At 70.9% G+C, this 25,073-nt stretch carries 25 protein-coding genes and 1 pseudogene; 16 read left to right on the top strand and 10 right to left on the bottom strand.

Annotated elements, in window-relative coordinates; all coding sequences use genetic code 11:
* Positions 1 to 4 precede the first annotated feature (4 nt).
* The 6 genes from F0P95_RS01005 to purD all read left to right on the top strand — a co-directional run bounded on the left by F0P95_RS01005 (position 5) and on the right by purD (position 5,038).
* Positions 5 to 763, top strand: a complete 759-nt coding sequence (locus F0P95_RS01005) for a DUF3426 domain-containing protein (protein ID WP_182335360.1) — start codon at positions 5 to 7, stop codon at positions 761 to 763.
* 98 nt (positions 764 to 861) lie between these two features.
* Positions 862 to 1,134: a DNA-binding transcriptional regulator Fis gene (gene fis / locus F0P95_RS01010; RefSeq protein WP_054667755.1), complete on the top strand. Its 273-nt coding sequence runs from the start codon at positions 862 to 864 to the stop codon at positions 1,132 to 1,134.
* Between the two features lie 90 nt (positions 1,135 to 1,224).
* Positions 1,225 to 2,808, top strand: a complete 1,584-nt coding sequence (purH, locus tag F0P95_RS01015) for a bifunctional phosphoribosylaminoimidazolecarboxamide formyltransferase/IMP cyclohydrolase (RefSeq protein WP_182335361.1) — start codon at positions 1,225 to 1,227, stop codon at positions 2,806 to 2,808.
* Positions 2,809 to 2,819: 11 nt separating this feature from the next.
* Complete coding sequence (locus F0P95_RS01020) at positions 2,820 to 3,251, top strand: hypothetical protein (RefSeq protein ID WP_182335362.1); 432 nt, start codon at positions 2,820 to 2,822, stop codon at positions 3,249 to 3,251.
* 57 nt (positions 3,252 to 3,308) lie between these two features.
* On the top strand, positions 3,309 to 3,728 hold the full coding sequence (locus tag F0P95_RS01025; RefSeq protein ID WP_182335363.1) for a hypothetical protein: 420 nt from the start codon (positions 3,309 to 3,311) through the stop codon (positions 3,726 to 3,728).
* A 23-nt stretch (positions 3,729 to 3,751) separates the two neighbouring features.
* A complete protein-coding gene (gene purD / locus F0P95_RS01030; RefSeq protein WP_182335364.1) occupies positions 3,752 to 5,038 on the top strand; it encodes a phosphoribosylamine--glycine ligase in 1,287 nt (428 codons plus the stop codon).
* A 140-nt stretch (positions 5,039 to 5,178) separates the two neighbouring features.
* Here purD and F0P95_RS01035 read toward each other — a convergent pair whose 3' ends face one another.
* Complete coding sequence (locus tag F0P95_RS01035; protein ID WP_182335365.1) at positions 5,179 to 6,174, bottom strand: aldo/keto reductase; 996 nt, start codon at positions 6,172 to 6,174, stop codon at positions 5,179 to 5,181.
* Positions 6,175 to 6,250: 76 nt separating this feature from the next.
* Between F0P95_RS01035 and F0P95_RS01040 the strand changes: the two genes are divergently transcribed.
* Positions 6,251 to 7,171, top strand: coding sequence for a LysR substrate-binding domain-containing protein (locus tag F0P95_RS01040; RefSeq protein ID WP_182335366.1), 921 nt, complete (start codon positions 6,251 to 6,253; stop codon positions 7,169 to 7,171).
* Between the two features lie 99 nt (positions 7,172 to 7,270).
* A pseudogene (yccS, locus tag F0P95_RS01045) lies at positions 7,271 to 9,469 on the top strand (YccS family putative transporter).
* Here yccS and F0P95_RS01050 read toward each other — a convergent pair.
* A complete protein-coding gene (locus F0P95_RS01050) occupies positions 9,466 to 10,647 on the bottom strand; it encodes an MFS transporter (protein WP_182335367.1) in 1,182 nt (393 codons plus the stop codon). The pseudogene yccS and the gene F0P95_RS01050 sit on opposite strands and share 4 nt — an antisense overlap.
* A 99-nt stretch (positions 10,648 to 10,746) precedes the next feature.
* On the opposite strand from F0P95_RS01050, the gene F0P95_RS01055 reads away from it, so the two are divergent.
* The 5 genes from F0P95_RS01055 to F0P95_RS01075 all read left to right on the top strand — a co-directional run bounded on the left by F0P95_RS01055 (position 10,747) and on the right by F0P95_RS01075 (position 14,716).
* The gene (locus F0P95_RS01055) at positions 10,747 to 11,682 is read left to right on the top strand and encodes a LysR family transcriptional regulator (protein WP_054667771.1); all 936 of its coding nucleotides are present in this window, start codon (positions 10,747 to 10,749) and stop codon (positions 11,680 to 11,682) included.
* Positions 11,669 to 13,558: an MFS transporter gene (locus tag F0P95_RS01060; protein ID WP_182335368.1), complete on the top strand. Its 1,890-nt coding sequence runs from the start codon at positions 11,669 to 11,671 to the stop codon at positions 13,556 to 13,558. The genes F0P95_RS01055 and F0P95_RS01060 overlap by 14 nt, the downstream gene beginning before the upstream one ends.
* Positions 13,559 to 13,647: 89 nt before the next feature.
* Positions 13,648 to 13,965, top strand: coding sequence for a hypothetical protein (locus tag F0P95_RS01065; RefSeq protein ID WP_182335369.1), 318 nt, complete (start codon positions 13,648 to 13,650; stop codon positions 13,963 to 13,965).
* 22 nt (positions 13,966 to 13,987) lie between these two features.
* Positions 13,988 to 14,296 (top strand): CD225/dispanin family protein, encoded by a 309-nt coding sequence (locus tag F0P95_RS01070; RefSeq protein ID WP_182335370.1) that lies wholly within the window; start codon positions 13,988 to 13,990, stop codon positions 14,294 to 14,296.
* Positions 14,297 to 14,305: 9 nt separating this feature from the next.
* Complete coding sequence (locus F0P95_RS01075; protein WP_232528978.1) at positions 14,306 to 14,716, top strand: DUF2752 domain-containing protein; 411 nt, start codon at positions 14,306 to 14,308, stop codon at positions 14,714 to 14,716.
* A gap of 114 nt (positions 14,717 to 14,830) precedes the next feature.
* Here the strand turns inward: F0P95_RS01075 and ampE are convergent, their stop codons facing one another.
* The 5 genes from ampE to F0P95_RS01100 form a co-directional block, all read right to left on the bottom strand.
* Entirely contained in the window at positions 14,831 to 15,718 is an 888-nt protein-coding gene (gene ampE, locus F0P95_RS01080; RefSeq protein WP_182335371.1) for a regulatory signaling modulator protein AmpE, read from the bottom strand.
* A gap of 76 nt (positions 15,719 to 15,794) precedes the next feature.
* Complete coding sequence (gene nudC, locus F0P95_RS01085) at positions 15,795 to 16,700, bottom strand: NAD(+) diphosphatase (protein WP_182335372.1); 906 nt, start codon at positions 16,698 to 16,700, stop codon at positions 15,795 to 15,797.
* An 86-nt stretch (positions 16,701 to 16,786) separates the two neighbouring features.
* A complete protein-coding gene (gene erpA, locus F0P95_RS01090; protein WP_054667784.1) occupies positions 16,787 to 17,173 on the bottom strand; it encodes an iron-sulfur cluster insertion protein ErpA in 387 nt (128 codons plus the stop codon).
* Between the two features lie 31 nt (positions 17,174 to 17,204).
* Positions 17,205 to 17,633 carry a bactofilin family protein gene (locus tag F0P95_RS01095; protein ID WP_182335373.1) on the bottom strand — a complete coding sequence of 143 codons (429 nt, stop codon included), beginning with the start codon at positions 17,631 to 17,633 and terminating at the stop codon, positions 17,205 to 17,207.
* Entirely contained in the window at positions 17,633 to 18,373 is a 741-nt protein-coding gene (locus F0P95_RS01100; protein ID WP_182335374.1) for a DUF6776 family protein, read from the bottom strand. The genes F0P95_RS01095 and F0P95_RS01100 overlap by 1 nt, the downstream gene beginning before the upstream one ends.
* A gap of 169 nt (positions 18,374 to 18,542) precedes the next feature.
* Here F0P95_RS01100 and F0P95_RS01105 point away from each other — a divergent pair, with 169 nt between their 5' ends.
* Genes F0P95_RS01105 through F0P95_RS01115 form a run of 3 tightly spaced genes read left to right on the top strand, consistent with a single transcriptional unit; the run spans position 18,543 to position 23,314 of the window.
* Positions 18,543 to 19,181: a DUF4126 domain-containing protein gene (locus F0P95_RS01105; protein ID WP_182335375.1), complete on the top strand. Its 639-nt coding sequence runs from the start codon at positions 18,543 to 18,545 to the stop codon at positions 19,179 to 19,181.
* Between the two features lie 31 nt (positions 19,182 to 19,212).
* Positions 19,213 to 21,027 (top strand): EAL domain-containing protein, encoded by a 1,815-nt coding sequence (locus tag F0P95_RS01110; RefSeq protein WP_182335376.1) that lies wholly within the window; start codon positions 19,213 to 19,215, stop codon positions 21,025 to 21,027.
* Position 21,028: 1 nt separating this feature from the next.
* The gene (locus tag F0P95_RS01115) at positions 21,029 to 23,314 is read left to right on the top strand and encodes a hybrid sensor histidine kinase/response regulator (RefSeq protein ID WP_182335377.1); all 2,286 of its coding nucleotides are present in this window, start codon (positions 21,029 to 21,031) and stop codon (positions 23,312 to 23,314) included.
* Positions 23,315 to 23,498: 184 nt separating this feature from the next.
* Here the strand turns inward: F0P95_RS01115 and bfr are convergent, their stop codons facing one another.
* The 3 genes from bfr to F0P95_RS01130 form a co-directional block, all read right to left on the bottom strand.
* Positions 23,499 to 23,969, bottom strand: coding sequence for a bacterioferritin (gene bfr / locus F0P95_RS01120; protein ID WP_104939714.1), 471 nt, complete (start codon positions 23,967 to 23,969; stop codon positions 23,499 to 23,501).
* Between the two features lie 145 nt (positions 23,970 to 24,114).
* Complete coding sequence (locus F0P95_RS01125) at positions 24,115 to 24,324, bottom strand: (2Fe-2S)-binding protein (protein ID WP_182336651.1); 210 nt, start codon at positions 24,322 to 24,324, stop codon at positions 24,115 to 24,117.
* 114 nt (positions 24,325 to 24,438) lie between these two features.
* Positions 24,439 to 25,059 carry an RNA pyrophosphohydrolase gene (locus tag F0P95_RS01130; RefSeq protein ID WP_182335378.1) on the bottom strand — a complete coding sequence of 207 codons (621 nt, stop codon included), beginning with the start codon at positions 25,057 to 25,059 and terminating at the stop codon, positions 24,439 to 24,441.
* Between the last annotated feature and the right edge of the window lie 14 nt (positions 25,060 to 25,073).

Consider the following 25,073-nt stretch of genomic DNA (forward strand, 5'->3'; position numbering starts at 1 on the left):
TGCCATGAGCGAAGAAACCACCCCGCCCCGTCCTTCGCTGGCCACGCTGCTGCGCAGCGGGGCCGCGCCGCAGGCCGCCGGGGCGGAGGCCACGGACACCGGCAACCAGACCGGCGCCGACGCCGACGCCGACGCCGATACGATCCCGCCCGCGGACGCGGAGCCACGGACCGAGGCGCAGGACATCGGCGGCGGCGAGCCGGATGCGCAGCAGGACGGGGACAGCCCCACACTGGAAGGCGGCATCGCACCGGACTTCCTGCGCCGCCCGGCGATGGCGCCGGCAGCGATCCGCCGCACGCCGCGCTGGCAATGGCTGCTGCTGTTCGCACTGGCGCTGCTGCTCGCCGTCCAGGTGGTGCTCGCCGACCGCGCCACCCTGGCCGCCCGCGCCGGCTGGCGGCCGCTCGTGGCCGGGCTGTGCACGGTCCTGCGCTGCACCCTGCCGCCCTGGCACCAGCCCACGGCCTACACCATGCTGCAGCGCGAAGTGCGGCCGCTGCCCGGACGCCCGGGCGTGCTGCAGGTGCAGGCCAGCTTCCGCAACGACGCGCGCTGGGCGCAGGCCTGGCCGGCATTGTCATTATCGCTGTCCGATGCCGACGGCCGCGTGATCGGGCGCCGCCTGCTGCAGCCGCGCGACTACCTAGGCGCCGCGCACGACCCCGCGCAGCGCCTGGAACCGGGCCAGAGCGCGCAGATCGCGTTCCTGCTGCGCGAACCCTCGGCGGCCACCGTGGCCTACGCGTTCGAGTTCCGCTGACCGCGCCGCCTGCCGTGGCGGCCCCCTCGTCCACGCGCTAGACTCCCCTCCCCATGCCGGGCGCGTTCGCGCCGGCTCCGCTGAATCCGGGAAATCCCTTGAACGCTGCCCCACCCCGTCCTGACAACAGTCGTGGCGCTCCGAAGCCGCCGCTGCGCGAACACGTCGCCCAGTCCGTGCGCCGCTACCTGCGCGATCTGGATGGCTGCGATGCCGACGATGTCTATGAAATCGTCCTGCGCGAGATGGAGATTCCGCTGTTCGTGGAAGTGCTCAACCACTGCGAAGGCAACCAGAGCCGCGCCGCGGCGCTGCTGGGCATCCACCGCGCCACGCTGCGCAAGAAGCTCAAGGAATACGGGCTGGCCTGAGCCCCTCGCCCGGTGGGCGCGCCTGCCGGGGGCAGGCAGGTGAACGCGCGGCTACAATACGGGCCCGCTTCCGCTTCCCTCCCCACCCCCATGTCCGCTGATCTGCTGCCCGTGCGCCGGGCCCTGCTGTCCGTTTCCGACAAGACCGGCCTGGTCGAACTGGCCCGCGCGCTGGCCGCGCACGACGTCGAACTGCTGTCCACCGGCGGCACCGCCAAGGCGATCCGCGAGGCCGGCCTGCCGGTCAGGGACGTATCCGAGCTCACCGGCTTCCCGGAAATGATGGATGGCCGGGTCAAGACCCTGCATCCGCTGGTGCACGGCGGCCTGCTCGGCCGCGCCGGTACCGACGACGCGGTGATGGCCGCGCACGGCATCGCCCCGATCGACCTGCTGGTGCTGAACCTGTACCCGTTCGAGTCGGTGACCGCGCGCGCCGACTGCAGCCTGGCCGATGCGGTGGAGAACATCGACATCGGCGGCCCGGCCATGCTGCGCAGCGCCGCCAAGAATTTCGCCCGCGTCGCCGTGGCCACCAGCCCGGACCAGTACGACGCACTGCTGGCCGAACTGGCCGCCAACGACGGCAGGCTCTCGGCCGCCCGCCGCTTCGCGCTGTCGGTGGCCGCGTTCAACCGCGTCGCCCAGTACGACGCGGCGATCAGCAACTACCTGTCGGCGATCACCGACACCACCGCCGCGGTGCCGGTGCGCGATGAGTACCCGGCGCAGATGAACTCGTCCTTCATCAAGGTCATGGACCTGCGCTACGGCGAAAACCCGCACCAGAGCGGCGTGTTCTACCGCGACCTGTACCCGGTGCCGGGCACGCTGGCCACCTTCGTGCAGCTGCAGGGCAAGGAACTGAGCTACAACAACCTGGCCGACGCCGATGCCGCATGGGAATGCGTGCGCCAGTTCGACGTGCCGGCCTGCGTCATCGTCAAGCATGCCAACCCGTGCGGCGTGGCCGTGGCCACCGATGTCGGTGCTGCCTACGAAATGGCCTACAACACCGACCCGACCAGCGCCTTCGGCGGCATCCTGGCCTTCAACCGCACGCTGGATGCGACCACCGCCAAGACCATCCTCGACCGCCAGTTCGTCGAAGTGCTGATCGCCCCGGACTACGAGCCGGCCGCGCTGGAGTACGCCACCAGGAAGGCCAACGTGCGCGTGCTGCGCATCCCGGCCGGCGACGCGCGCAACAACTACGACACCAAGCGGATCGGTTCGGGCCTGCTGATCCAGAGCGCCGACAACCGCGGCATGAGCGCCGACGAGCTGAAGACGGTGACCCGGCGCGCGCCGACCGCCGCCGAGCTGCGCGACCTGCTGTTCGCCTGGCGCGTGGCCAAGTACGTCAAGTCCAACGCCATCGTCTATGCGAAGGACGAGCGCACCATCGGCGTCGGCGCCGGGCAGATGAGCCGCGTGTATTCGGCGCGCATCGCCGGCATCAAGGCCGCCGACGCGGGGCTGGTGGTACCGGGCTCGGTGATGGCCTCCGATGCCTTCTTCCCGTTCCGCGACGGCCTGGACGCCGCGGCCGAAGCGGGCATCACCGCGGTGATCCAGCCGGGCGGTTCGATGCGCGATGCCGAGGTGATCGCCGCGGCCGACGAGCACGGCATCGCCATGGTGTTCACCGGCGTACGCCACTTCCGTCACTGAGCCTGCAGCCGATGAAGCGCATCCTCCTGGTCCTCCTGCTGCTGGTGGCTCCCGCCGCGGCAGGCGCTGAAACGCTGCGCAGCGAAGCCGATACGCTGGCGTTGTCGCGCAGGATGATGGACGTGGCGATGACCCAGCCGCCGGGTGCCGCGTTCGCCGTGCTCAAGCCGTACTGGCCGATGGACCCGGCCGAGATCGACGGATTGGCCAGCAAGGCCAGCCTGCAGTGGCAGGTGATCGAGGCCCGCTTCGGCAAGCCGCTGGGCTACGAGCTGGTCAGCACCGAGCGCATCGGCCAGTCGTTCGTGCGCTACGTCTACCTGCAGAAGTTCGAGAAGCACGCGCTGCGCTGGCGCGTGAGCTTCTATCGCCCGCGCGATGCCTGGATCACGAACCAGTTCGCGTTCGACGACCAGTTCGAATCGCTGTACGCCGGGCACTGAGCCATGCGGCCACGGCACCGACCCCCGCGGGCAGGCCTGCCCACCTCCGCCGCGGCGGTGCCGTGGCGACGTCCGCCCCGGCACCTGCTTGCCGCGGCCGTGCTGCCGGCGCTGCTCGCGGCCTGCGCCGCACCGGACCTGGACGAGGCGCTGCAACAGGCCATGGCCACCCTCGGCCAGCCACTGCCGGCGCCATACCGCGACGGGCTGGTGGTCGAATCGGTACAGCGCGATGGCAATGACCTGGTGCTGCTGATCCGCTCGCCGGACATCACCGTGGCCATGGCCGCGGCCAGGCCCGGGGTATTCGACGCGCTGCGCGCCGATGAACAGGAGGCGATACAGGCGCTGTGCGAAGAGCCGGCGCTGGCGCCGCTGCGCGCCGCCGGCGGTGGCGTCCGCCGCCGTTTCGTCGACGCCGATGGCGCCGTGTTCTTCGAAGCCACGCTGAAAGCCTCCGACTGTCCTTCCCCTTGAATGCCCCACAGGAACTGACCCCCATGAAGATCCTCGTCATCGGCTCCGGCGGCCGCGAACATGCCCTGGCCTGGAAGCTGGCCCAGTCCGCGCGCGTGAGCGAAGTGCTCGTCGCCCCCGGCAACGCCGGCACCGCCACCGAAGGCAGGTGCCGCAACGTGGCGGTCAAGGTCACCGACATCGCCGGCCTGCTCGCGCTGGCCCGCGACGAAGCCGTGGGCCTGACCGTGGTCGGTCCGGAAGTGCCGCTGGTGGCCGGCGTGGTCGACGCGTTCCGCGCGGCCGGCCTGCGCATCTTCGGGCCGACCGCCGCCGCCGCGCAGCTGGAAGGCAGCAAGGCCTTCGCCAAGGATTTCCTCGCCCGCCACGGCATCCCCACCGCGTTCTACGCCGTGCATACCGAGGTCGATGCGGCGCTGGCCTACCTGCGCGAAAAGGGCGCGCCGATCGTGATCAAGGCCGACGGCCTGGCCGCCGGCAAGGGCGTGATCGTGGCGATGACGCTGGACGAAGCCGAGGCCGCGGTGCGCGACATGCTCAGCGGCAACGCCTTCGGCGATGCCGGCGCGCGGGTGGTGATCGAGGAGTTCCTCGAAGGCGAGGAAGCCAGCTTCATCTCCATGGTCGATGGCCGCGTCGCGCTGCCGATGGCTACCAGCCAGGACCACAAGCGCGTGGGCGATGGCGACACCGGCCCCAACACCGGCGGCATGGGCGCGTACTCGCCCGCGCCGGTGGTGACGCCGGAGGTGCACGCCCGGGTCATGCGCGAAGTGGTCGAGCCGACCGTGGCCGGCATGATCGCCGACGGCGTGCCGTTCACCGGCTTCCTGTATGCGGGCCTGATGATCGACGCCACGGGCGCACCGAAGGTGATCGAGTTCAACGTGCGCTTCGGCGACCCGGAAACCCAGCCGGTGATGCTGCGCCTGCAGTCGGACCTGGTCGACCTGCTCGAAGCGGCCGTCGACGGCGCGCTGGCCGGAGTCCAGGCGCAGTGGGATCCGCGCCCGTCGCTGGGCGTGGTAATGGCCGCCAGGCCTTACCCGGAAACGCCGGTCACCGGCGATGTCATCAGCGGCCTGGACGACGTGCCGGCCAGCGCCAAGGTGTTCCATGCCGGCACCGCGCTGGACGCCGCCGGCAACGTGGTCAGTGCCGGCGGCCGCGTGCTGTGCGTGGCCGCGCTGGGCGACAGCGTCCATGATGCGCAGGCCCATGCCTATGCCGGCGTGGCGAAGATCCACTGGGCCAACGAATTCCACCGCAACGACATCGGCTGGCGCGCGATCGCCCGCGAACAGCAGTAAGCCATCGGTGCGACGGAACATGAAAAGGGCGGCCTGCGGCCGCCCTTTTTTGTTGCCTGCATCTGCCGGCGGGATGGGATACGACCCATGGGGCGGGAAACACGAGGCGCCCGGAGGCCCTCGGCCCTCACCCCGGCCCTTCAGCGGTGCACGCTGCCGATGCTGGCCGCCGGGTAGCGCGCGCCGGCCGCGGCGGCGGGCGGGAACACCGCCTCGATCCGCGCCAGGTCGGCGGCATCCAGCACGATGTCCAGCGCGCCCAGGTTTTCCTCCAGGTACGCCAGGCGCTTGGTGCCGGGAATCGGCACCAGGTCCTCGCCACGCGCCAGCACCCAGGCCAGCGCCAGCTGCCCGGCAGTGACGCCGCGTGCGGCGGCAAGCGCCCGCACCTGTTCCACCAGCGCCAGGTTGCGGGCGAAGTTGTCGCCCTGGAAGCGCGGCGAATGGCGCCGGTAGTCGTCCGCGTCGAAATCCGCGGGCGTACGGATCGCACCGGTCAGGAAGCCGCGGCCCAGCGGCGAGTACGGCACGAAGCCGATGCCCAGTTCGCGCACGGTGGCCAGCACGCCGTTGTCCTCGGGCTCGCGCGACCACAGCGAGTACTCGGTCTGCAGCGCGGTGAGCGGGTGCACCGCATGCGCGCGGCGGATCGTCTCCGGCGCCGCCTCGGACAGGCCCAGCCAGCGCACCTTGCCCTGCTCGACCAGCCGTGCCATCGCGCCCACGGTGTCCTCGATCGGCACCTGCGGATCCACCCGGTGCTGGTAGTACAGGTCGATATGCTCCACGCCCAGCCGCTTCAGGCTGGCCTCGCAGGCGGCCTGCACGTACTCGGGGCGGCCGTCGACGCCACGCGCCTGCGGGTCGGACGGGTCCAGGCGGACGCCGAACTTGGTGGCCAGCACCACCTGCCCGCGGCGCCCGGCGATGGCACGGCCGACCAGCACTTCATTGGTGTGCGGGCCGTACATGTCGGCGGTGTCGAGCAGGGTGACGCCGCGTTCCAGCGCGCGGTGGATCACCGCGATGGCCGCGGCATCGTCGCCGCGGCCGCCGTAGAACGCGCTCATGCCCATGCAGCCGAGGCCGAGGGCGGAAACCACGGGGCCGTCGCGGCCAAGGGTACGGGTCTGCATGGCAATGCTCCAGATCGGGGACGGCCACTGTAGGGCGCGGGAACATGGCGATAAATCCGGGTAATCTGCAACATCAATGAAGCAGGACTTCACAATAGACCCCTCCCTGCTGCCGGCACTGGCGGCCTTCGCCTGCGTCGCGCGCCACGCCAGCTTCAGCCGGGCGGCGATCGAACTGGGCATGTCGGCTTCGGCAGCGTCACAGTCGGTGCGCACCCTGGAGCGGCGGCTGGGCGTGCGCCTGCTGCACCGGACCACGCGCCGGGTCGGGCTGACCGAGCCGGGCGAGCGCCTGTTGCGCGAAGCCGCACCCGCCCTGGCGCGCATCGGCGGCGCGCTGCAGGCACTGGAGGAAAGCCGTGACGTGCCCGCCGGGCGCCTGCGCATCACCGCGCCGCGGATCGTGGTCGAACAGATGCTGCTGCCGCACCTGCCGGCGTTCTCCGCGCGCTTTCCCCATGTCGAGGTGGAACTGGCGGTGCAGGCGGCGCTGACCGACCTGGTGGCCGAGGGGTTCGATGCCGGCATCCGCCTGGGCGAATCGCTGGCCGATGGCATGGTGGCGGTGCCGCTGGGCCCGCCGCAGCGCCTGGTGGTCGTGGCCGCGCCGGACTACCTGCGCCGGCACCGGCCACCGGAAACGCCGCAGGCGCTGGCCGCGCATGCCTGCATTCGCTACCGGCGCAGCGATGGCCGGCTGATGCCGTGGGAGTTCACCCGCGACGGGCACGATTTCAGCATCGAGGTCGGTGGCGGGCCGATCTTCAACGACAGCGGGCTGGGCCGGCGCATGGCCATCGCCGGCCTCGGGCTGGCGCAGGTGTTCGAGGCGGCGGCGGCCGAGGACCTGGCCGCCGGCCGCCTGCTGCGCCTGCTCGACGCGTGGCAGCCGCCGTTCCCCGGCTTCCACCTGTACTACCCGTCGCGCGAGCAGCTCGCGCCCAAGCTGCGGGTGTTCGTCGATTTCATGCGCGACGCCAACGCGGTGTCGTCGTAACGTGCGCGCACGCCTGTCCACGAGCGGCACGGCCTTGTCGCCTGGTGGCCGGCACTGCAAGCTTGCGCACTCTCCCCATTGGCGATCCACCGCACCGGCATGCGCCCCACCGAACGCCTGTTGAACCGGCTCTGGGCCCATGAAAAGGCCAGCTACGGCCTGCGCGTGTCGATCGCGCTGTCCACGCTGATGGCCGTGTGCTGGTACCGCGGCGACCTGCAGCCGCTGCCGTCGCTGTTCCTGGGCACCATCGCCAGCGCCGTGGCCGAGACCGACGACAACGGCTGGGGCCGCAGCAAATCGGTGCTGTTGTCGCTGCTGTGCTTCGTCGCCGCCGCCGCCGCGGTCATCCAGCTGTTCGACTGGCCGCTGCCGTTCGTCGCGGCGCTGGCGCTGGCCGCCTTCGCCCTGACCCTGCTCGGCGCGCTGGGCGAACGCTACGCCTCCATCGGCCAGGCCACGGTGACCCTGGCGATCTACACCATGATCGCGATGGACCAGCACCGCGGCGCCGGCACCGATGCGGCCTGGCGCGACGTGGCGCAGATGCTGGCCGGCGCGGCGTGGTATGGCGCGCTGTCGATCCTGTGGACGGTGATGTTCGCCAACCGGCCGGTGCGCGAGCGGCTGGCGCGGCTGTTCGCCGAGCTCGGGCGCTACCTGCAGCTCAAGGCGGACCTGTTCGAACCGGTGCGCCACGGCGACCTCGAGGCGCGGCGGCTGGCGCTGGCCGAGCAGAACGTGCGCGTGGTCGAGGCGCTCAACGCGGCCAAGACCGCGATCCTCAGCCGCTTCGGCCGCTCCGGGCGCCCCGGGGTGCAGTCCGGGCTGTATTTCCGCCTGTACTACATGGCGCAGGATTTCCACGAACGCGCCAGTTCCTCGCACTATCCCTACGAAGCGCTGACCGAGGCGTTTTTCCACAGCGACGTGCTGTACCGCTGCCGGCGCCTGCTGTCGCTGCAGGGCGGCGCCTGCATGGCGCTGGGCCAGGCCATCCGCCTGCGCCAGCCGTTCGACTACGGCGAGCGCAACCGCCAGGCCGGGCAGGACCTGGAGCACTCGCTGCAGTACCTGCGCGACCAGCACAACCCGCACTGGCAGCGCCTGCTCGGCTCGCTGCAGCTGCTGGCGACCAACCTGTCCAGCATCGCGCGGCAGTTGTCCGAGGCGTCGCTGGCCGACACGCCACTGGAGGGCATCGACACCCGCCTGCGCGATTCCTCGCCGCACACCCTGCGCGAGATGGCCACCCGCCTGCGCCAGGCGCTGACGCCCGGCTCGGTGCTGTTCCGCCATGGCGTGCGCATCGCGCTGGCGCTGATCGCCGGGTACGCCGTGCTCAAGCTGGTGCACCCGAGCAACGGTTACTGGATCCTGCTCACCATCGTGTTCGTGTGCCGGCCGCACTTCGGCGCGACCCGGCTGCGGCTGGTGCAGCGCATCGGCGGCACCCTGTTCGGGCTGGGCGCGACCTGGGCGCTGATGCAGCTGTTCCCGGGCACCACCGTGCAGCTGCTGCTGGCACTGGCCGCGGCGCTGCTGTTCTTCGTCACCCGCACCGACCGCTACGTGATCGCCACCGCCGCGATCACCACCATGGCGCTGCTGTGCTTCAACCTGCTCGGCGACGGCTTCGTGCTGATCTGGCCGCGGCTGCTGGATACGCTGATCGGCTGCGTGATCGCCGCCGCCGCCTCGCTGCTGATCCTGCCCGACTAGCAGGGGCGGCGCCTGCACCGGGTGATGGCGCAGGTGATCGCCACCAGCGCCCGCTACCTGGACGAGGTACTGGGCCAGTACCGCAGCGGCATGCGCGACGACCTGCCCTACCGCATCGCCCGCCGCGACATGCACAACGCCGACGTCGCGCTGTCGGTGGCGCTGTCCAACATGCTGCGCGAGCCGGGCTACGCGCGCGGCAACCTGGATGCGGGGTTCCGCTTCCTGGCGCTGTCCAACACCCTGCTCGGCTACCTGTCCGCGCTCGGCGCGCACCGTGCGCGCGCGACGGTGACCGACGATCCCCTGGTCAGCCATGCACAGCAGTGCCTGCAACTGGCGCTGGCCGGACTGTCGGCCGCACTCGCCGAGCGGCGGCCGGTGCCGGCGGCCGAGGTCGATGAGGCCGCGCTGGCGGATACGCTGGAGCAGTTGCCCGGCGACAGCGACGACAAATCGCGGCTGGTACGCACCCAGCTGGCGCTGATCCTGCGCCTGCTGCCGCGGCTGCGCGCGGCCGCGGATGAAGCGGTGGGAGCGCCGGCGCCCGCCACGCCGGCGACACCGCTGGCCTAGTGCCGCCCAGACGCGCGCGGCATCGCCAGCAGTGCCGCCAGCGCCAGCGCGATGCCCACCGCGCACACGCCATTCCAGCCGTACCGGGTCCAGGCCTGCGTGCCCAGCGCCGAACCGGCCGCGCCGCCGATGAAGTAGCAGGTCATGTAGGCCGCGGTGATGCGGCTGCGGGCGCTTTCGTCCAACCGGTAGATCGTGCTCTGGTTGTCGATGTGCACCGCCTGCACCGCCACGTCCAGCGCCAGCACGCCCACCACCAGCGCGGCCAGCGAGACCGGCGCCAGCAGCAGCACCCCCCAGGACAGCAGCAACACCACCAGGCCGCCACCGGTCACCAGGCGGCCATGGCCGCGGTCGCTCAGGCGCCCGGCGCGGCTGGCGGCCAGCGCACCGGCGGCGCCGACCAGCCCGAACAGGCCGATGCTGGCGATGGAGTAGCCATAGGCCGGCCCGGACAGCAGGAACGCCAGCGGCGTCCAGAACACGCTGAAGCCGGCGAACAGCAGCGCACCCAGCAATGCGCGCCGGCGCAGCACCGGTTCGTCGCGCAGCAGCGCCAGCACCGAGGCGAGCAGGCGCGGATACGACAGCGTCGCCTGCGGCCGGTAGGCCGGCAGCGCGCGGGCCAGCGCCAGTGCCATGAGCAGCAGTGCCGCACCGGCAACCCAGTACACGGTCTGCCAGGTGCCGATCCCGGCCAGCACGCCCGAGGCGGTGCGCGCCAGCAGGATGCCCAGCAGCAGGCCGGCCATCAGCGTGCCGACCACGCGCCCGCGCCGTTCCGGCGCCGCCAGCGTCGCCGCGTGCGGGATGATCACCTGTGCGGCCACCGCGCACAGGCCGCTGAGCGCGGTACCGGCCAGCAGTTGCGCGAAATGGCCGGCGCTGGCGCTGACCAGCAACCCCAGCGCCGCCAGCACGAACAGCGCCACGATCAGCCGGCGCCGCTCCAGGCGGTCGCCCAGCGGCACGATCAGCAACAGGCCCGCGGCATAGGACAGCTGCGCGACGGTCACCACCCAGCCCACCGTGCCGGCGCCCAGCCCGAACGCACCGCCCAGCAGCTGCAGCAGCGGCTGGGCGTAATAGTTGCTGGCCACGATCAGCCCGGTGGCCGCCGCCAGCAGCATGACCCGCCGCTGGCTGAGCGCGTTGGCACGGGGGGAGTGGGTGGACATCACGGCCTCGGTCGGGGGGAGCAGGCGGCAAGTCTGTGGCGGGGCCTTCCATGACACAAATGTATTGTCATCATCCACTTCATCTGTTTGATTGATGGCATGTTCACCCTGCGCCAGCTGGAATTCGTGGTCGCCGTCGCCGAGGAAGGCGGGTTCACCGCGGCGGCGGCGCGCTGCCACACCGTGCAGTCGGCGCTGAGCCACCAGGTGGCGCGGCTGGAGGAGGCTTTCGGTGCGCGCCTGTTCGAGCGCGGCCACCGCCAGGTGCGGCCCACCGCCGCCGGCGAGGTATTCCTGCGCAACGCCCGGCTCACCCTGCAGGCCGCCGACCGCCTGCAGGAGGAGATGGCGCTGGCGCTGGGCACGGTGCGCGGGCGCATCCGCATCGGCCAGATCACCGCGCTCACCGTGGTCGACGTCCCCGACCTGCTGGCCCGGTTCCGGGGCGCGTATCCGGCCGTGGACGTGCACCTGCGCGTGGGCATGAGCGAGGAGCTGCTGGCCGAGCTGGCCGAGGGCAGGCTGGACGTGGCCCTGGTCGGCGTCGGCCCGCAGGTGCCGCTGCCGGCGCAGCACCGCCTGCTCGACGAGGAAGGCCTGTCGCTGCTGCTGCCGCGCGGGCATGCATTGGCGGCGATGCAGCGGGTGCCGCTGCCCGCGCTCGACGGCGTCCCGCTGGCGGCGCTGGTTCCCGGCGCCGGCGTGCGCCGGATGATGGACGACGCCCTGCGCGAGCGCGGCGTCGCGCCGCGGCTGCAGTACGAGGTCAGCCATGGCGAACTGCTGCGGCAACTGGTGGCCGCCGGGCTCGCGGTCGCGGCGATCCCGGACAGCATGGCCGCGCGCATGCAGGGGGTGGACGTGCGCCCGCTGGCCGAGCCGTTCCGCTTCCGCACCTGCGCGGTCTGGCGCGCCGATCCCACGCCCGCCGCGCGCGCCCTGCTCGACCTGTTGCCCGCCGCCGCGACGCACGGGCCGCGCATCGAACCTGCTAAGGTGCGCCGCAAACCAAGGAACCCACGTGGCCGGCCATAACCAGTTCGCGCTGCTCGGACAGCGCCGCTTCCTGCCGTTCTTCATCGTCCAGGCGCTGGGCGCCTTCAACGACAACGTGTACCGCCAGGCGATCATCGGCCTGCTGTTCTTCCTCGGCGTCAGCACCAAGGAACGCAGCATCTACGCCATGCTCGCGCCGGCGATCTTCATCCTGCCCTACTTCCTGTTCTCGGCGCTGGCCGGCCAGTTCGCCGAGAAGCTGGAGAAGCAGCGGCTGATCGTCATCACCACCACGATGGAAATCGTGATCATGTCGCTGGCCGCGCTGGGCTTCCTCACCCAGAGCATGCCGGTGCTGCTGGTGGCGCTGTTCTGCACCGGCATGCAGTCCACCCTGTTCGGCCCGGTGAAGTACTCGGTGCTGCCGTCCATCCTCAAGCCGGAGGAGCTCACCGGCGGCAATGGCCTGGTCGAGATGGGCACCTCCATCTCCATCCTCGGCGGCATGATCGTCGGCGGCATGATCTTCACCCTGGCCGGCAGCCACGGCCCGGTCGTGGCATCGGTGGCGGTGATCGCGCTGGCGGTGGCCGGCAACATCGCCGCGCGGCTGATCCCGAAAGTGGATGCCGGCGCGCCGGACCTGAAGATCGACTGGAACCCGCTGTCCGAATCGCTGGCCGTGCTGCGCATGGCCAGGAAGCAGAAGGCGGTGCGCAACGCGGTGCTGGGCGTGTCCTGGTTCTGGTTCGTCGGCACCGTCCTGACCTCGCAGCTGCCGACCTACGCCGAGATCAACCTGGGCGGCGGCTCGACCCTGTACATCTTCGCCCTGGCGCTGTTCTCGGTGGGCACCGGCACCGGCTCGCTGCTGTGCGAAAAGCTGTCCGCGCGCACCGTCGAGATCGGCCTGGTACCGCTGGGCGCGTTCGGCATGAGCGCGTTCCTGTTCGACCTGTACTTCGCCCGCACCGGCGCGGTGGCGGTGAGCGGGCTGGACGTGGCCGGCTTCCTGCGCCAGCCCGGCAGCGCGCGCATCGTCGTCGACCTGCTCGGCATCGGCCTGTTCACCGGCCTGTTCGTGGTGCCGCTGTTCGCGCTGATCCAGAGCCGCACGCCGAAGTCGGAGATGTCGCGCGTGTTCGCCGCGCTCAACATCCAGAACTCCGGCTTCATCGTGCTGGCGGCGATGGCCGGCCTGCTCACCCAGAGCGTGCTGGGCTGGAGCGTGCCGCAGCTGTTCCTGGCCCTGGCCATCGCCAACGTGCTGGTCGCCAGCTACATCTTCAGCATCGTGCCCGAGTTCCTGATGCGCTTCCTGAGCTGGGTGATGGTGCGCGCGCTGTACCGCCTGCGCCGCACCGGCATCGAGGAACACGTGCCCGACGAGGGCGCGGCGCTGATCGTCTGCAACCACGTCAGCTACATGGACGCGCTGATCCTGGCCGCGGTGATCCCGCGCCCGGTGCGCTTCGTCATGTACTACCGGATCTTCAACATCCCGGTGATGCGCTGGATCTTCCGCACCGCCAAGGCCATTCCCATCGCCAGCCCCAAGGAGGACGCCGAACTGATGCAGCGCGCGTTCGACGCCATCGATGCGGCGCTGGCGGAAGGCGAGCTGGTCTGCATTTTCCCCGAGGGCGCACTGACCCGCGACGGCGACATCGCCCGGTTCCGCTCCGGGGTGGAGAAGATCCTGGCCCGGCGGCCGGTGCCGGTGGTGCCGCTGGCGCTCAAAGGCATGTGGAGCAGCATGTGGAGCCGGCGCGACACGCGCCTGGGGCGGATGCGGGTACCGCGCCGCTTCCGCGCCCACATCGAAGTGGCCGCCGCCCCCACGGTCGACGGCACGGCCACCGACGCGGCGGCGCTGGAGGCCCGGGTACGGGCGCTGCGCGGCGACGACGCCTGACCGGCTTACCGTCTGCCCGGCAAATCGCTACGCTATCCCTCCAGACGCGGCTGCAGGGATTGCACGGCACCCGCCGACACCGAGGAAACATGGACATCCCACCGCCCCCTCCCGCCGCTCCCGCGCCGCAGCAGGTGCACCACTACTACCACCCGCAGAAGTCCGGTGGCGTGGCGGCCCTGCTGGAAGTGCTGCCGGGGCTGTTCCTGCAGACGTTCGGCATCGGCCACATGTACGCCGGCAATGTCGGCACCGGCCTGATCATCATGTTCGGCTACTGGGCGCTGACCTTGGTCAACATCCTGCTGTGCTTCGTCTTCATCGGCTTCATCACCTGGCCGCTGTGCTGGGTCGCGGCCATGATCCTCTCGTCGCTGACCGCGGCGAACGCCTGCAAGTCACGCTGATCGCAACCCCATCGGAGAACCCATGAATACCGTCAATCCCGCCAGCAGCATCCCCAACCACCTGGCCTGGTCGATCATCGCCACGGTCCTGGCCACCTGCCTGTGCTGCCCGCTGGGCCTGGTGGGCATCGTCGCCATCGTGTTCTCCAGCAAGGTGAACAACCTGCTGAGCCAGGGCGACATCGACGGCGCCCGCCGCGCCTCCAACAACGCCAAGACCTGGTGCTGGGTGGCTACCGCGCTGGCCATCATCGGCGTGGTGTTCAACGCCATCTACTTCGCCATGGGCGGTGCCGCCGCCTACATGGAAATGCTGCAGAAATACCAGTAAGCCGTGGCGCTGCTGCTCGGAACCCGGCACAAGCTCGCGCTGGCGGGGGTCGCACTGGCGATCCCCGCCGGCATCTGGCTGCTGTGGCATTTCGATCCGAACGTCGAGGGCAACCCGTTCCCGCCCTGCATGTTCCTGGCCTTCACCGGCTACTACTGCATCGGCTGCGGACTGACCCGCGCGCTGCACGCGCTGGCCCACGGCGACCTGCTGCGCGCGTTCTCGATGAACCCACTGGGCCTGGTGACCCTCGCCCTGGTCCCGCTGATGGTGCTCTGGTCCGCCGGCTGGAACCCGCGCTGGCTGCAGCCGCTGATGCGGGTGGTGATGGCGCCGAAGCTGTGGCTGGCGGTACTGCCGGCCTACTGGGTCGCCCGCAACCTGCCCTGGTACCCGTTCACCCTGCTCGCGCCGGGCTGAAAGACAGCGCTGCGCGCCGGCGCTCCCATCCGCGCGACGTACCCGGCACCTCCACCGGCCAATGCCGTGCGCACCGGCCGCCACCGCTGCGCGACCCTACCCGCCGCAGGGGGCTCACCCCACCCAGCCGGCGATGATCAACAGCGCCAGCAGCGCCATCCACAACAGCAGCATGCGCCAGACCATGCTCATCGCATCGCGCAGTTCGGGATGGCGTTCGGCGTGCGGGACCAGGCCGGCCTCGCGCGCATCGGCCGCATCCTCGGCCAGCTCCATGCCGACGCCGGCACGCGCGGCCTCGCCCAGGAAGCCCAGGTCCAGCGCCCAGCGGTTGCCACCGGCACGGCGCCAGGCCGAGAACACCGTGTCGAAATTGCCGACCAGTGCCATCGACAGCGTCATCAACTGGGCCACCGGCCATTCCAGCAGGGCCAGCGCCCAGGCGCCCGTCCCGCGGGCTTCGGCCGCCACGCCAGCGGCGATCGGACCGTGCACGGACTGCACCAGCAGGCGGTACAGCACCGCACCCAGCGGGCCCAGCAGCAGGAACCAGAACAACGGCGCGAACCAGCGCCGCAGCGCGTTGTACAGGGTCGCGTCGACCAGCGTGGGCACATCCTCGCGCAGGCTGCCGCCGGCAGACTGGAGCTGGGCGACCGCCGCGTCGTGGGCTGCCGCATCCTCCGCGTCGATGACCGCCTCGACATCGCGGTCCAGGTCGCGCGGCCCCCAGCACAGCGCCAGCACCGCCATGCCGAACAGCAGCGACGGCAGCCCGTGCAGGTGCCCGGCCAGCAGCCATTGCACCGCCGCCGCCAGCAGCACGCACGGGGCGATGGCCAGCAGCAGGCCGAAGCGGCCGGCGTTGCTGCCGCCTTCATGTACCTGCAGCCAGCCCAGCCAGCGCCCGAACCAGCGCCAGTCGCGCAGGGCCGCCATCGGCGCGGGCGCCAGATGGCCAAGGACCAGTGCCGCGATCACTGCTACCAGGGTCGTGAACATGCGATTCCTCCGGGTCCTGATTGTAGGCCCCGCCAAGGCCGTGCGTGCCGATGCCCGCGACGGCCCGCTGCCGGCCTCATGGCTGCCGGCGCCGGTACCAGTCTTCGATCAGCGTACGTGCGATCGAGATCCGCGGCGACAGCAGGATGCCCTGGCCGTCGTCGGCCTGCTCGCGCCGCAGCGCGGCGCCGATTTCCTCGGCGTCGAACCAGCGCGCATCCTCGAGTTCGCCGTCCACCTGGGGGACGTCGCCATGGGCGGTGGCCCGGAAACCGACCATCAGCGCCCCCGGGAAGGGCCACGGCTGGGTGCACAGGTAGTCGGCCTGGATCACCCGCACCCGGGTTTCCTCGAACACTTCGCGCGCCACGGTCTGCTCGAAGGTCTCGCCCGGTTCGACGAAACCGGCCACCACCGACCAGCGCCGCGGCGCCCAGCTGGCCTGGCGGCCGAGCAGCAGGCGGCCGTCATGTTCGACCGCGACGATGACCGCCGGGTCCACCCGCGGGTAATGCTCGGTGCCGCACTGGCCGCAGCGGCCGATGAAACCGCCACGCCCGAACACCACCGCGGCGCCGCAGACGCCGCAGAAGCGGTTGCGCGAATGCCAGTACGACATGCCGCGCGCGTAGCAGAACACGCCCGACGCGTCGGCCGGCCATTCGGCGGCGGCGCGGCGCAGGTCGATACGCCCTGGCGCCCGCACCCCGACCATCGCCGCCTCGACCACGAACCACGCGCGCTTGTGCTGCATGCCCAGGAAGATGGCCGTGCCCGGGCCACCGCCCAGTTCGCGGCCGCTGGTCAGGAACGGCTGCCCCTCGGCATCGGCGAAGGCGGTGCCATCGGCATCGAGCACCAGCACACGGGCGTCGGGCCACAGCCGCGCCAGCGCATCGGCGTCGTCGCGCAGCGCATCGGCGCGATCCAGCGCGGCGCCGGCGAAGGCGTGTGCATGGAAGGAAGAGTCGAAAGCATGCATCGTCGGCAGACTACCGGCAAACCACCGTGGCGAGAAGCTGCCCGCGTCCGCGGGGATGCGCGCGCGCCCGCGGCATGGCGCCGGGCTCAGACGGCGAAACTGCTGCCGCAGCCGCAGGTCGTGCGGGCGTTGGGATTGCGGATCACGAACTGCGCCCCGGTGAGGCTTTCCGAGTAATCGACCTCGGCGCCCATCAGGTACTGCAGGCTCAGCGGATCCACCAGCAGGGTCACGCCGTCGGTGACCACCGCCAGGTCATCGTCGGCCCGGTTCTCGTCGAACTCGAAGCCGTACTGGAAGCCGGAACAGCCGCCCCCCTGGATATAGACGCGCAGCGCCAGGGCAGCGTTGCCCTCCTCGCGGATCAGCTCGCTCACCTTGGCCGCGGCGGCCGGGGTGAAGTTCAGCGGGCGATCGAGGGACTGGTAATCGGGGGCGGCCGTTGCGCCGGGCAGGGAAACGAGCGTGCTCATGCGCCCAGCATGGGGACGCCCGCGCGCCGATTCAAGCCTCCGCCGCTTCAGCCTGCGCCTGCAGCGCCGCCGCCTCGGGCGAAGGCAGCGCGGCCATCGCCGTGGCATGCACCAGGCGGCCGTTGAGCTGGGCGCCGGCGCCCATCTCCACCACCTGGTAGTGGACGTTGCCGTTGACCCGCGCGGTGGGGGTCAGCTCGATGCGCTCGCCGGCATGGACGTCGCCGTCCATGCGCCCGCTGAGCACCACCACCGAGGCACGGACCTCGCCGTCGATGTGGCCCTGCTCGGCCAGGGTCAGCACCGCCTTGGCGCCCTCCTCGGCGATCACCCGGCCCTCGATGCGCCCTTCCACGTACAGGCCGCCGCTGAACATCACGTCGCCACGGATCACCACCTGCGGCCCGATCAGGGCGTCCACGACCAGGTGGCTGTCGCGGCTGGACTTGTTCTTGAACATCACTGCTCCCCTCTGCCGTTGCCGGCGAGTTTCCAATCGAATGTCTGTGTCGCGCTCCCCCCGGGCCCGGTCAACGAGACTCGCACACGTTGCGGGGTGAAATCCTTGGGCAGCATCACGCTGCCGTCCAGGCGCTGGAAATACCGGAACGAATAGGCCTGCCCGGGCACATCACGGCGCTGGTGGAGCTCGTCCCAGGTCACCGTCGCCAGCTTGCCGCCCTTGACCCCTTCCACCGAGAACCGCATCTGCCCCTGGCTGATAGCGCCCCTGTTCAGATTCTGCGTCAGCACCACGCTGTAGTGCCAGGTGCCGGCGGCTTCGGCGGAGAACTCCACCGAATGCGCATTCAGCCCCTTGCGCTGGCTGGTGGCGCCCACCAGGCGCTCGTAGAACGCGACGTCCGCGCGCAGCCCGGCGATCTCCTCGTCGCGCTCGGCCAGCGATGCCTGCACCTCGGCATTGGCCGCGCGGCTGATCTTGTCCGACGCCTCCAGCGTGGCCTGGCGCTGCCGCAGCTCCTCGATCTGGGCGCGCTGCGCGGCGACGGTACGCTCGCTCTGGCGCAGGCGCTCGCGCAACCCGCCGGCATCGGGCGAGGCGTAGCGGGCGGCCAGCCAGCCCACCAGCAGCAGCGACAGCAGCCAGGCGACGGCGAGGACGGCCAGCCGCACCCACGCCGATCGCTGCGGCGTTCCCCGCAGGGTGATCTGGAAACGCGACGGGGATCGATTGCTCATGGCGTTACATGACCGGTGCCGGATCCTGCGCGAAGCGGCACCTTCGCTCCGGTTGAAACGGCCTGGCAGTGTAAACGACTCCCGGCACGGCCCGCCGGGAACTGGCAATCGCCCGGGGCATGGTCGATAGTTGCGATCCTGCTCACAGTTCCCGCGCGAGTCCGCGACCATGACCGAAGCCCACGTTTTCGTCATCGGCATCCTGCTGGCCTGGCTGGCCGGCATCCGCGTGTACCTGACCGTGTTCGGCGTCGGCCTGGCCGGCGTGCTGGGCTGGGTCGAGCTGCCGCCGGCGCTGCAGGCCACGCAGTCATGGTGGGTGCTGGGCACCTCGGCCGCGCTGGCGGCCACCGAATTCTTCGCCGACAAGATCCCCGGCGTGGATTCGATCTGGGACCTGCTGCAGACCCTGGCGCGGGTACCGGCCGGCGCCTTCCTGGCCGCGGCGACCCTTTCCCCCGACGGCCAGCTCGGTGCCGGCGCGCTCGCTGCCGGTGCCGGCGTGGCACTGGCCAGCCATGGCCTGAAGGCCGGCACCCGGGCGCTGCTGAACACCTCACCGGAACCGGCCAGCAACTGGGCCGCATCGGTGGCCGAGGACGGCGTGGTGATCGCCGGCCTGGCGCTGGCACTGGCCCACCCGTGGCTGGCGCTGGCACTGGTGGTCGGCGCAAGCCTGCTGGGCGCGCTGACCGTATGGCTGGTCTGGCGCACGCTCTGGCGCGGGGTCAAGCGCCTGTTCGCCGCGCCACCGCCGGCCGCGCCACCGGCGACGGCCAGGGACCATTCGCTGCCACCGGCTCGTTGACCGCATAATCCACGGCATACGGGGAGTACCGATGGCAAGCAACGACACACCTACTTCCACCGCCCGCCTGACGCGCGCGGAGGTCCCGCCGGCAGACTACTGGCAGCGCTGGAGCGTGGAGAATGCGCCGCCGGCCGACGCGGTCCGCGCGCATATCGCCGCCGCCCCGGCCGCCACGCCGGAACCGGGCCAGGCTGCCGCCGCCGAAACGCCCTATCGCGTGCTGATCGTCGAGGACGACCGCTCGCAGGCGCTGTTCGCGCAGAGCGTGCTGCACGGTGCCGGCATGCAGGCGATCGTGCAGATGGACGCCGAGGGCGTGCAGCAGGCGATCGTCGAGCACCGCCCCGACCTGATCCTGATGGACCTGCACATGCCCGGGCTCGATGGCATGCGGCTGACCGCGCTGATCCGCCAGAACCCGCACCAGCAGCTGCTGCCCATCGTGTTCCTGACCGGCGACCCCGACCCCGAGCGCCAGTTCGAGGTGCTCGACAGCGGCGCCGACGATTTCCTCACCAAGCCGATCCGCCCGCGCCACCTGGTCGCGGCGGTAGCCAACCGCATCCGCCGTTCGCGCCAGCAGGCGCAGGGCACGGCCGAAGGGGTGGCGCTGAGCAACCCGGAGACCGGCCTGCCCACGCGGCACAACCTGATGCTGCAGCTGGATGCGGCACTGGCCGCGTCCGAGCACGGCGGGCTGATGTTCATCGAGATCGCCAGCGCGCTGGGCCTGCGCGAACGCTATGGCTATGCCGCCTTCGAGCGGCTGATGGTGCAGGCCGGCCGGCGCCTGGCCGAAGCCGCGCGCCCGCACCTGCTGGCACGGTTGAACGACAACAGCTTCCTGCTGCTGGGCCGCGGCATGGACGAGGACGCGGTCGATGCGCTGGCGCGCTCGGTACGCCAAGCCCTGTCCGCGCACCCGTTCGTGGTGCGCGATGACGAATCGCTGCACCTGCGCTGCGCCGTCGGCCATGCCCGCCTGTCGCAGGGTTTCGAGGACGCCGGCATCGCCCTGGAGGCGGTCGAACGCACCGCCCTGCAGGCGCGGCTGCTCGCCGACGGCGTGGCCGCCTATCAGGGCAACGGCGATGCCGCCGCGCAGGAACACCTGGCCCTGCTGGAAGGCCAGATCGAGCTGGCCTACCAGCCGATCGTGGCCGTCGCCGGCAGCGACACCGCGCAGTACCAAGTGCTGCTGCGCCTGCGGCGCAACGACGGCACCCTGCTCTCGGCCGGCCAGGTGATTCCGGCGGCCGAGGCGGCCGGGCGCATCGGCGACCTCGACCAGCAGGTGCTCGACCATGCGCTGGGGCTGCTGCACCGCTACCAGCACGCCGTGCCGCCGATGCGGCTGTTCGTGTCGCAGTCGCTGCGCAGCCTCGCCCGCGAGGCATTCGCCGGCTGGCTGCTCAAGGCCATCGCCGACCGGCAGATCGCCGGCAGCTCGCTGGTCATCGACGTGCGCCTGGGCGACGCGCTGGTACACGCGGTGACGCTGCAGCAGTTCTGCGAACGGCTGATGCCCGCCGGCGTGCAGTTCTGCCTGAGCCAGTTCGAACCCGGCGACGAGGCCAACGCGCTGATGACCCAGCTGCCGCTGGGCTTCGTGCGCATGGCCGGGCGTTTCGCCGGCAGCCACGCCAGCCAGCAGCTGCGCGACGAACTGCGCGGCGCGATCGACGCCGCGCACCGCGCCGGGCTGCAGATCATCGGCCAGCAGATCGAGGATCCACAGGCCGCCGCCGCGATGTGGATGAGCGGCATCGACTTCATCCAGGGCAACGTGGTGCAGTCGGTCGGCAGCGAACTGGACTTCGACTTCCAGAACACGGTGCTCTGAGATGCAGGCAGCCAACCGCTGGGCCATGGCTTCGGCGATGCTCGCGGTGGCCGCCGGCGTGGCGCAGTGGCTGCCGCCGCCGGTACCGGCGCAGATCGTCGCCACCGCCCTGGCCGCGCTCGCCTGCCTGTGCGCGCTGCTGGCGGCGCTCGCCGCGCGCGCCCTGGCCGACACGTCCGCCGCATTCGCGCAGCGCTCCCGCGACAACGAGCGCGAGCTGCAGCGCCTGCGCCAGGAACAGCAGCGCCATGTCCAGCTCGAGCAGCAGCTGCTGCAGGCCAAGCAGGATGCCGAGGCGGCAATGCTGGCCAAGGGCGAGTTCCTGGCCACCATGAGCCACGAGATCCGCACCCCGCTCAACGGCATCATCCCGATGCTGGAAATGGTCGCGCAGGGGCCGCTGGCCGCCGAACAGCGCGAGATGCTCAACACCGCCAGCGAGAGCTCGCGGGCGTTGTTCCGCATCGTCGACGACATCCTCGACTACTCCAAGCTCGAAGCGCAGCGGCTGGAGCTGGAGATCACCACGTTCAACCTGCGCGAGCTGCTGGATTCGCTGCTGCAGCTGATGCAGCGCTCGGCCGCGCACAAGGGACTGGACATCACCCTGGCGCTCGACCCGGCGGTGCGGCTGGCGGTGCGCGGCGACCCGGTGCGCCTGCGCCAGGTGCTCAGCAACCTGATGGTCAACGCGATCAAGTTCACCGAACGCGGCGGCATCCAGGTGCAGGTGCGGCGCATGGGCGAGACCAATGCGCAGCACCTGCTGCGCTTCGAGGTCCGCGATACCGGCATCGGCATCGACGCCGACCAGCAGGAGCGCCTGTTCAGCGCCTTCACCCAGGCCGACGCCTCGACCACCCGCCTGTACGGCGGCACCGGCCTGGGCCTGGCCATCTGCAAGCGCATCATCGACCTGATGCATGGCCGCATCGGCCTGGACTCGGTGCCCGGCCAGGGCTCGACCTTCTGGTTCGAGATCCCGCTGCTCAAGGTGATCGGCGACCTGCGCGCGCCGGCGCACGGCGCCCACCCGCGGGTGCTGCTGGTGTCCACCGACGCGCGCCTGCGCCAACGGCTGGAGCTGGTCCTGCCGAACTGGGGGTTCGAGGTGCGCAGCGTGGACACGGTGCACGAAGCGCTGGACCTGCTGCGCGCGGGGGGCTCGCCGCAGCCCTGGCACGCCGTCATCGGCGACCTGCCGTCGCTGCGCCTGGGCGTGGCGGCGCTGCAGCGGGCCGGCGGCGACCACCGCCTGGTCTGGCTGCAGGACGACGCACCGCTGCCGTCCGAACTGCGCGACAGTCCACGCGTGGTATCGCGCCAGGCGACGGATGCGGCGCTGCGCGCGGCGTTGACGGAGCCGGCCACCACCGCGCCGGCCAGCGGCCAGGCCGCGCCTTCCGTGGCGGCGGAAGTGGCGCCGGCTGCCCCGGCATCGCTGGAGCGCGCGCGCGGACTGGCCGGTGCGCGGGTGCTGCTGGTCGAGGACAATCCGGTCAACCTGCTGGTGGCGCAGAAGCTGCTGGGCGTGCTCGGCTGCGAAGTGGAGACCGCCATCAACGGCCAGCTCGCGCTGGACAAGCTGCACGCCGCGGCGTACCAGGCCGTGCTGATGGACTGCCAGATGCCGGTGCTGGACGGTTACGCCGCCACCCGCCGCTGGCGCGAGCACGAGACCGCCACCCAGGCCACGCGCCTGCCGATCATCGCCATGACCGCCAACGCCATGGCCGGCGACCGCCAGCGCTGCCTGGACGCGGGAATGGACGACTACCTGTCCAAGCCCATTTCGCGCGAAGGCCTGCAGGCCTGCCTGCTGCGCTGGTGCGGGCCCGCGCCGACCGCTGGCGACGAACCGCCGCAGGCGGCACCGGCCCAGCTCGAGGAAGCCCCGGCTTCGGCCGTGCAGGCCACCACCCTGCCGGTGCTCGACCGCGAGGTGCTGGACGAACTGCGCGAGATCGCCGGCGCCGAGACCGCCACCATCATCGACGTGTTCCTCGACGACACCACCCCGCTCGTGCGCCAGCTGCAGGAGGCCGCGGTCGCACCCGACCTGGACCAGCTGCGCGAACTGGCGCACAGCCTCAAGTCGGCCAGCGCCAATGTCGGCGCCCTGGCCCTGTCGGCGGCGGCGCGCCGGGTCGAACTGGCCGCCCGGTCCGGCAAGCTGGAACGCCCGGCGGTGATGGTCGCGCTGATCATTGCCGAGTTCGCCCGCGCGCGACTGGCGCTGATCGGCTACCAGTCGGACATCCGCGGCGAACGGGCCCTGCAGGCCTGAGCCCGGCTCGCGCGCATGCGCGCGTCGCGCCCGGACACGCGTGCGGGCAAGGAGAGTGGGATCACCGCCGCGCGGCAGCACCGCACTACGCAGCTGACGGATGCCGTGGCAGCACGGCAGCAACGGCGGCGCGGCCGCCGTTGACGGGACCCGGCAACGCCCGGCGCGGCGCCGGGCCGGAGGCTCAGTCGTCCAGCTTGGTCAGCAGGTAGTTCGGCTCGCCGATGCGCTCGATCAGGTCCAGCTGCGTTTCCAGCCAGTCGATGTGCTCTTCCTCGGAGTCGAGGATCTTCACGAACAGCTCGCGGCTGACGTAGTCGCCGATGCTCTCGGCGTAGGCCACCGCCTCGCGCAACACCGCCACCGCCGAGGTTTCCAGCGCCAGGTCGCAGCGCAGGATCTCGACCGGACTCTCGCCGATGCGCAGCTTGCCCAGCGCCTGGAAGTTCGGCAGCCCCTCGAGGAACAGGATGCGGTCGGACAATGCGTCCGCATGCTTCATCTCGTCGATGGATTCCTTGTACTCGTGCTCGGCCAGCTCCTTCAGGCCCCAGTTCTTCAGCATCTTGGCGTGCAGGAAGTACTGGTTGATCGCGGTCAGCTCGTTGTAGAGCACCTTGTTGAGGAACTCGATGACCTTGGCGTCGCCTTTCATGGGGGTTGCTCCTGCACGCATTGAACGCGCGCACTGTAGCGTCACGCGTGCGCTGATGAAGGAACGCGAATCGTACGCATTGGTCCGTCCGCAACGGCGGACCTGCCCGCCACGGTCACGCCGCGGCTGCGCGCCGCGACGGAATTCAGGCCACCCTGGCCAGGCCGAGCATCGGCAGCGGCAGGTCGTGCACCGCGCGTGCCGTGGCCAGGAGCTCGCCCGCCATCTCCAGGCAGGAACCGCAGCTGGAACCGCAGCCGGTACGCATCGTCAGTTCGGCAACCGAACTGCAGCCGTTGTCGGCCGCTTCGCGGATCTGGTGGTCGGTGACACCGTTGCAGATGCAGACGTACACGGGGGCGATGGACAGGACCGGCCGGGAGTGGCCGGAAGCCATTTCAACGAAAACGAGAACGATTGTCAATTAAAATGCTGAATCGTTCTCGATCAGGCGGTGGCCGTCAGGCCGTCAGGCCGTCGGCCCCTCGCCCTGCGCCTTCCGCGGCCAATAGCCGCGCTTGCGCGAACGCTTGCGCGGGCGCTCATGACCCGCAGCGTGGCCGGGCATCCACGCCTCCTGGGCGCTCTTCGGCATCGCCGTCACCCCTTGCCCGGCGATACCCTGCGCCAACGGCGCCAGATGCCGCAGCGCGCGCGCATAGACGCCGCGCTTGAACATGACCACATGCTCGACGGGATACCAGAAATCCACCCATCGCCAATGGTCGAACTCGGGGGCCTCGGTATGGTCCAGGCGCACATGGCCCTCGTCGCCGGTCAGCCGCAGCAGGAACCAGACCTGCTTCTGGCCGATGCAGACCTGCTTCTCGGTACGGCGGATGGCGCGGCTGGGCAACCGGTAGCGAAGCCAGCCCGGGGTAGCCCCGAGCACTTCGACATGTTCAGGCAACAGGCCGGTTTCTTCCTGCAGCTCGCGATACATGGCCTCGACCGGCGTCTCGTCGGAGTTCATCCCACCCTGCGGGAACTGCCAGCCATCCCGGCGCACGCGTCGTGCCCAGAACACCTGTCCGTCTTCCCGCATCAGCACGATGCCGACGTTCGGTCGATAGCCGTCCGGATCGATCACGATGCGGACTCCTA

Origin of the sequence: Stenotrophomonas acidaminiphila (assembly GCF_014109845.1) — a bacterium.
GTDB classification, from domain to species: domain Bacteria; phylum Pseudomonadota; class Gammaproteobacteria; order Xanthomonadales; family Xanthomonadaceae; genus Stenotrophomonas; species Stenotrophomonas acidaminiphila.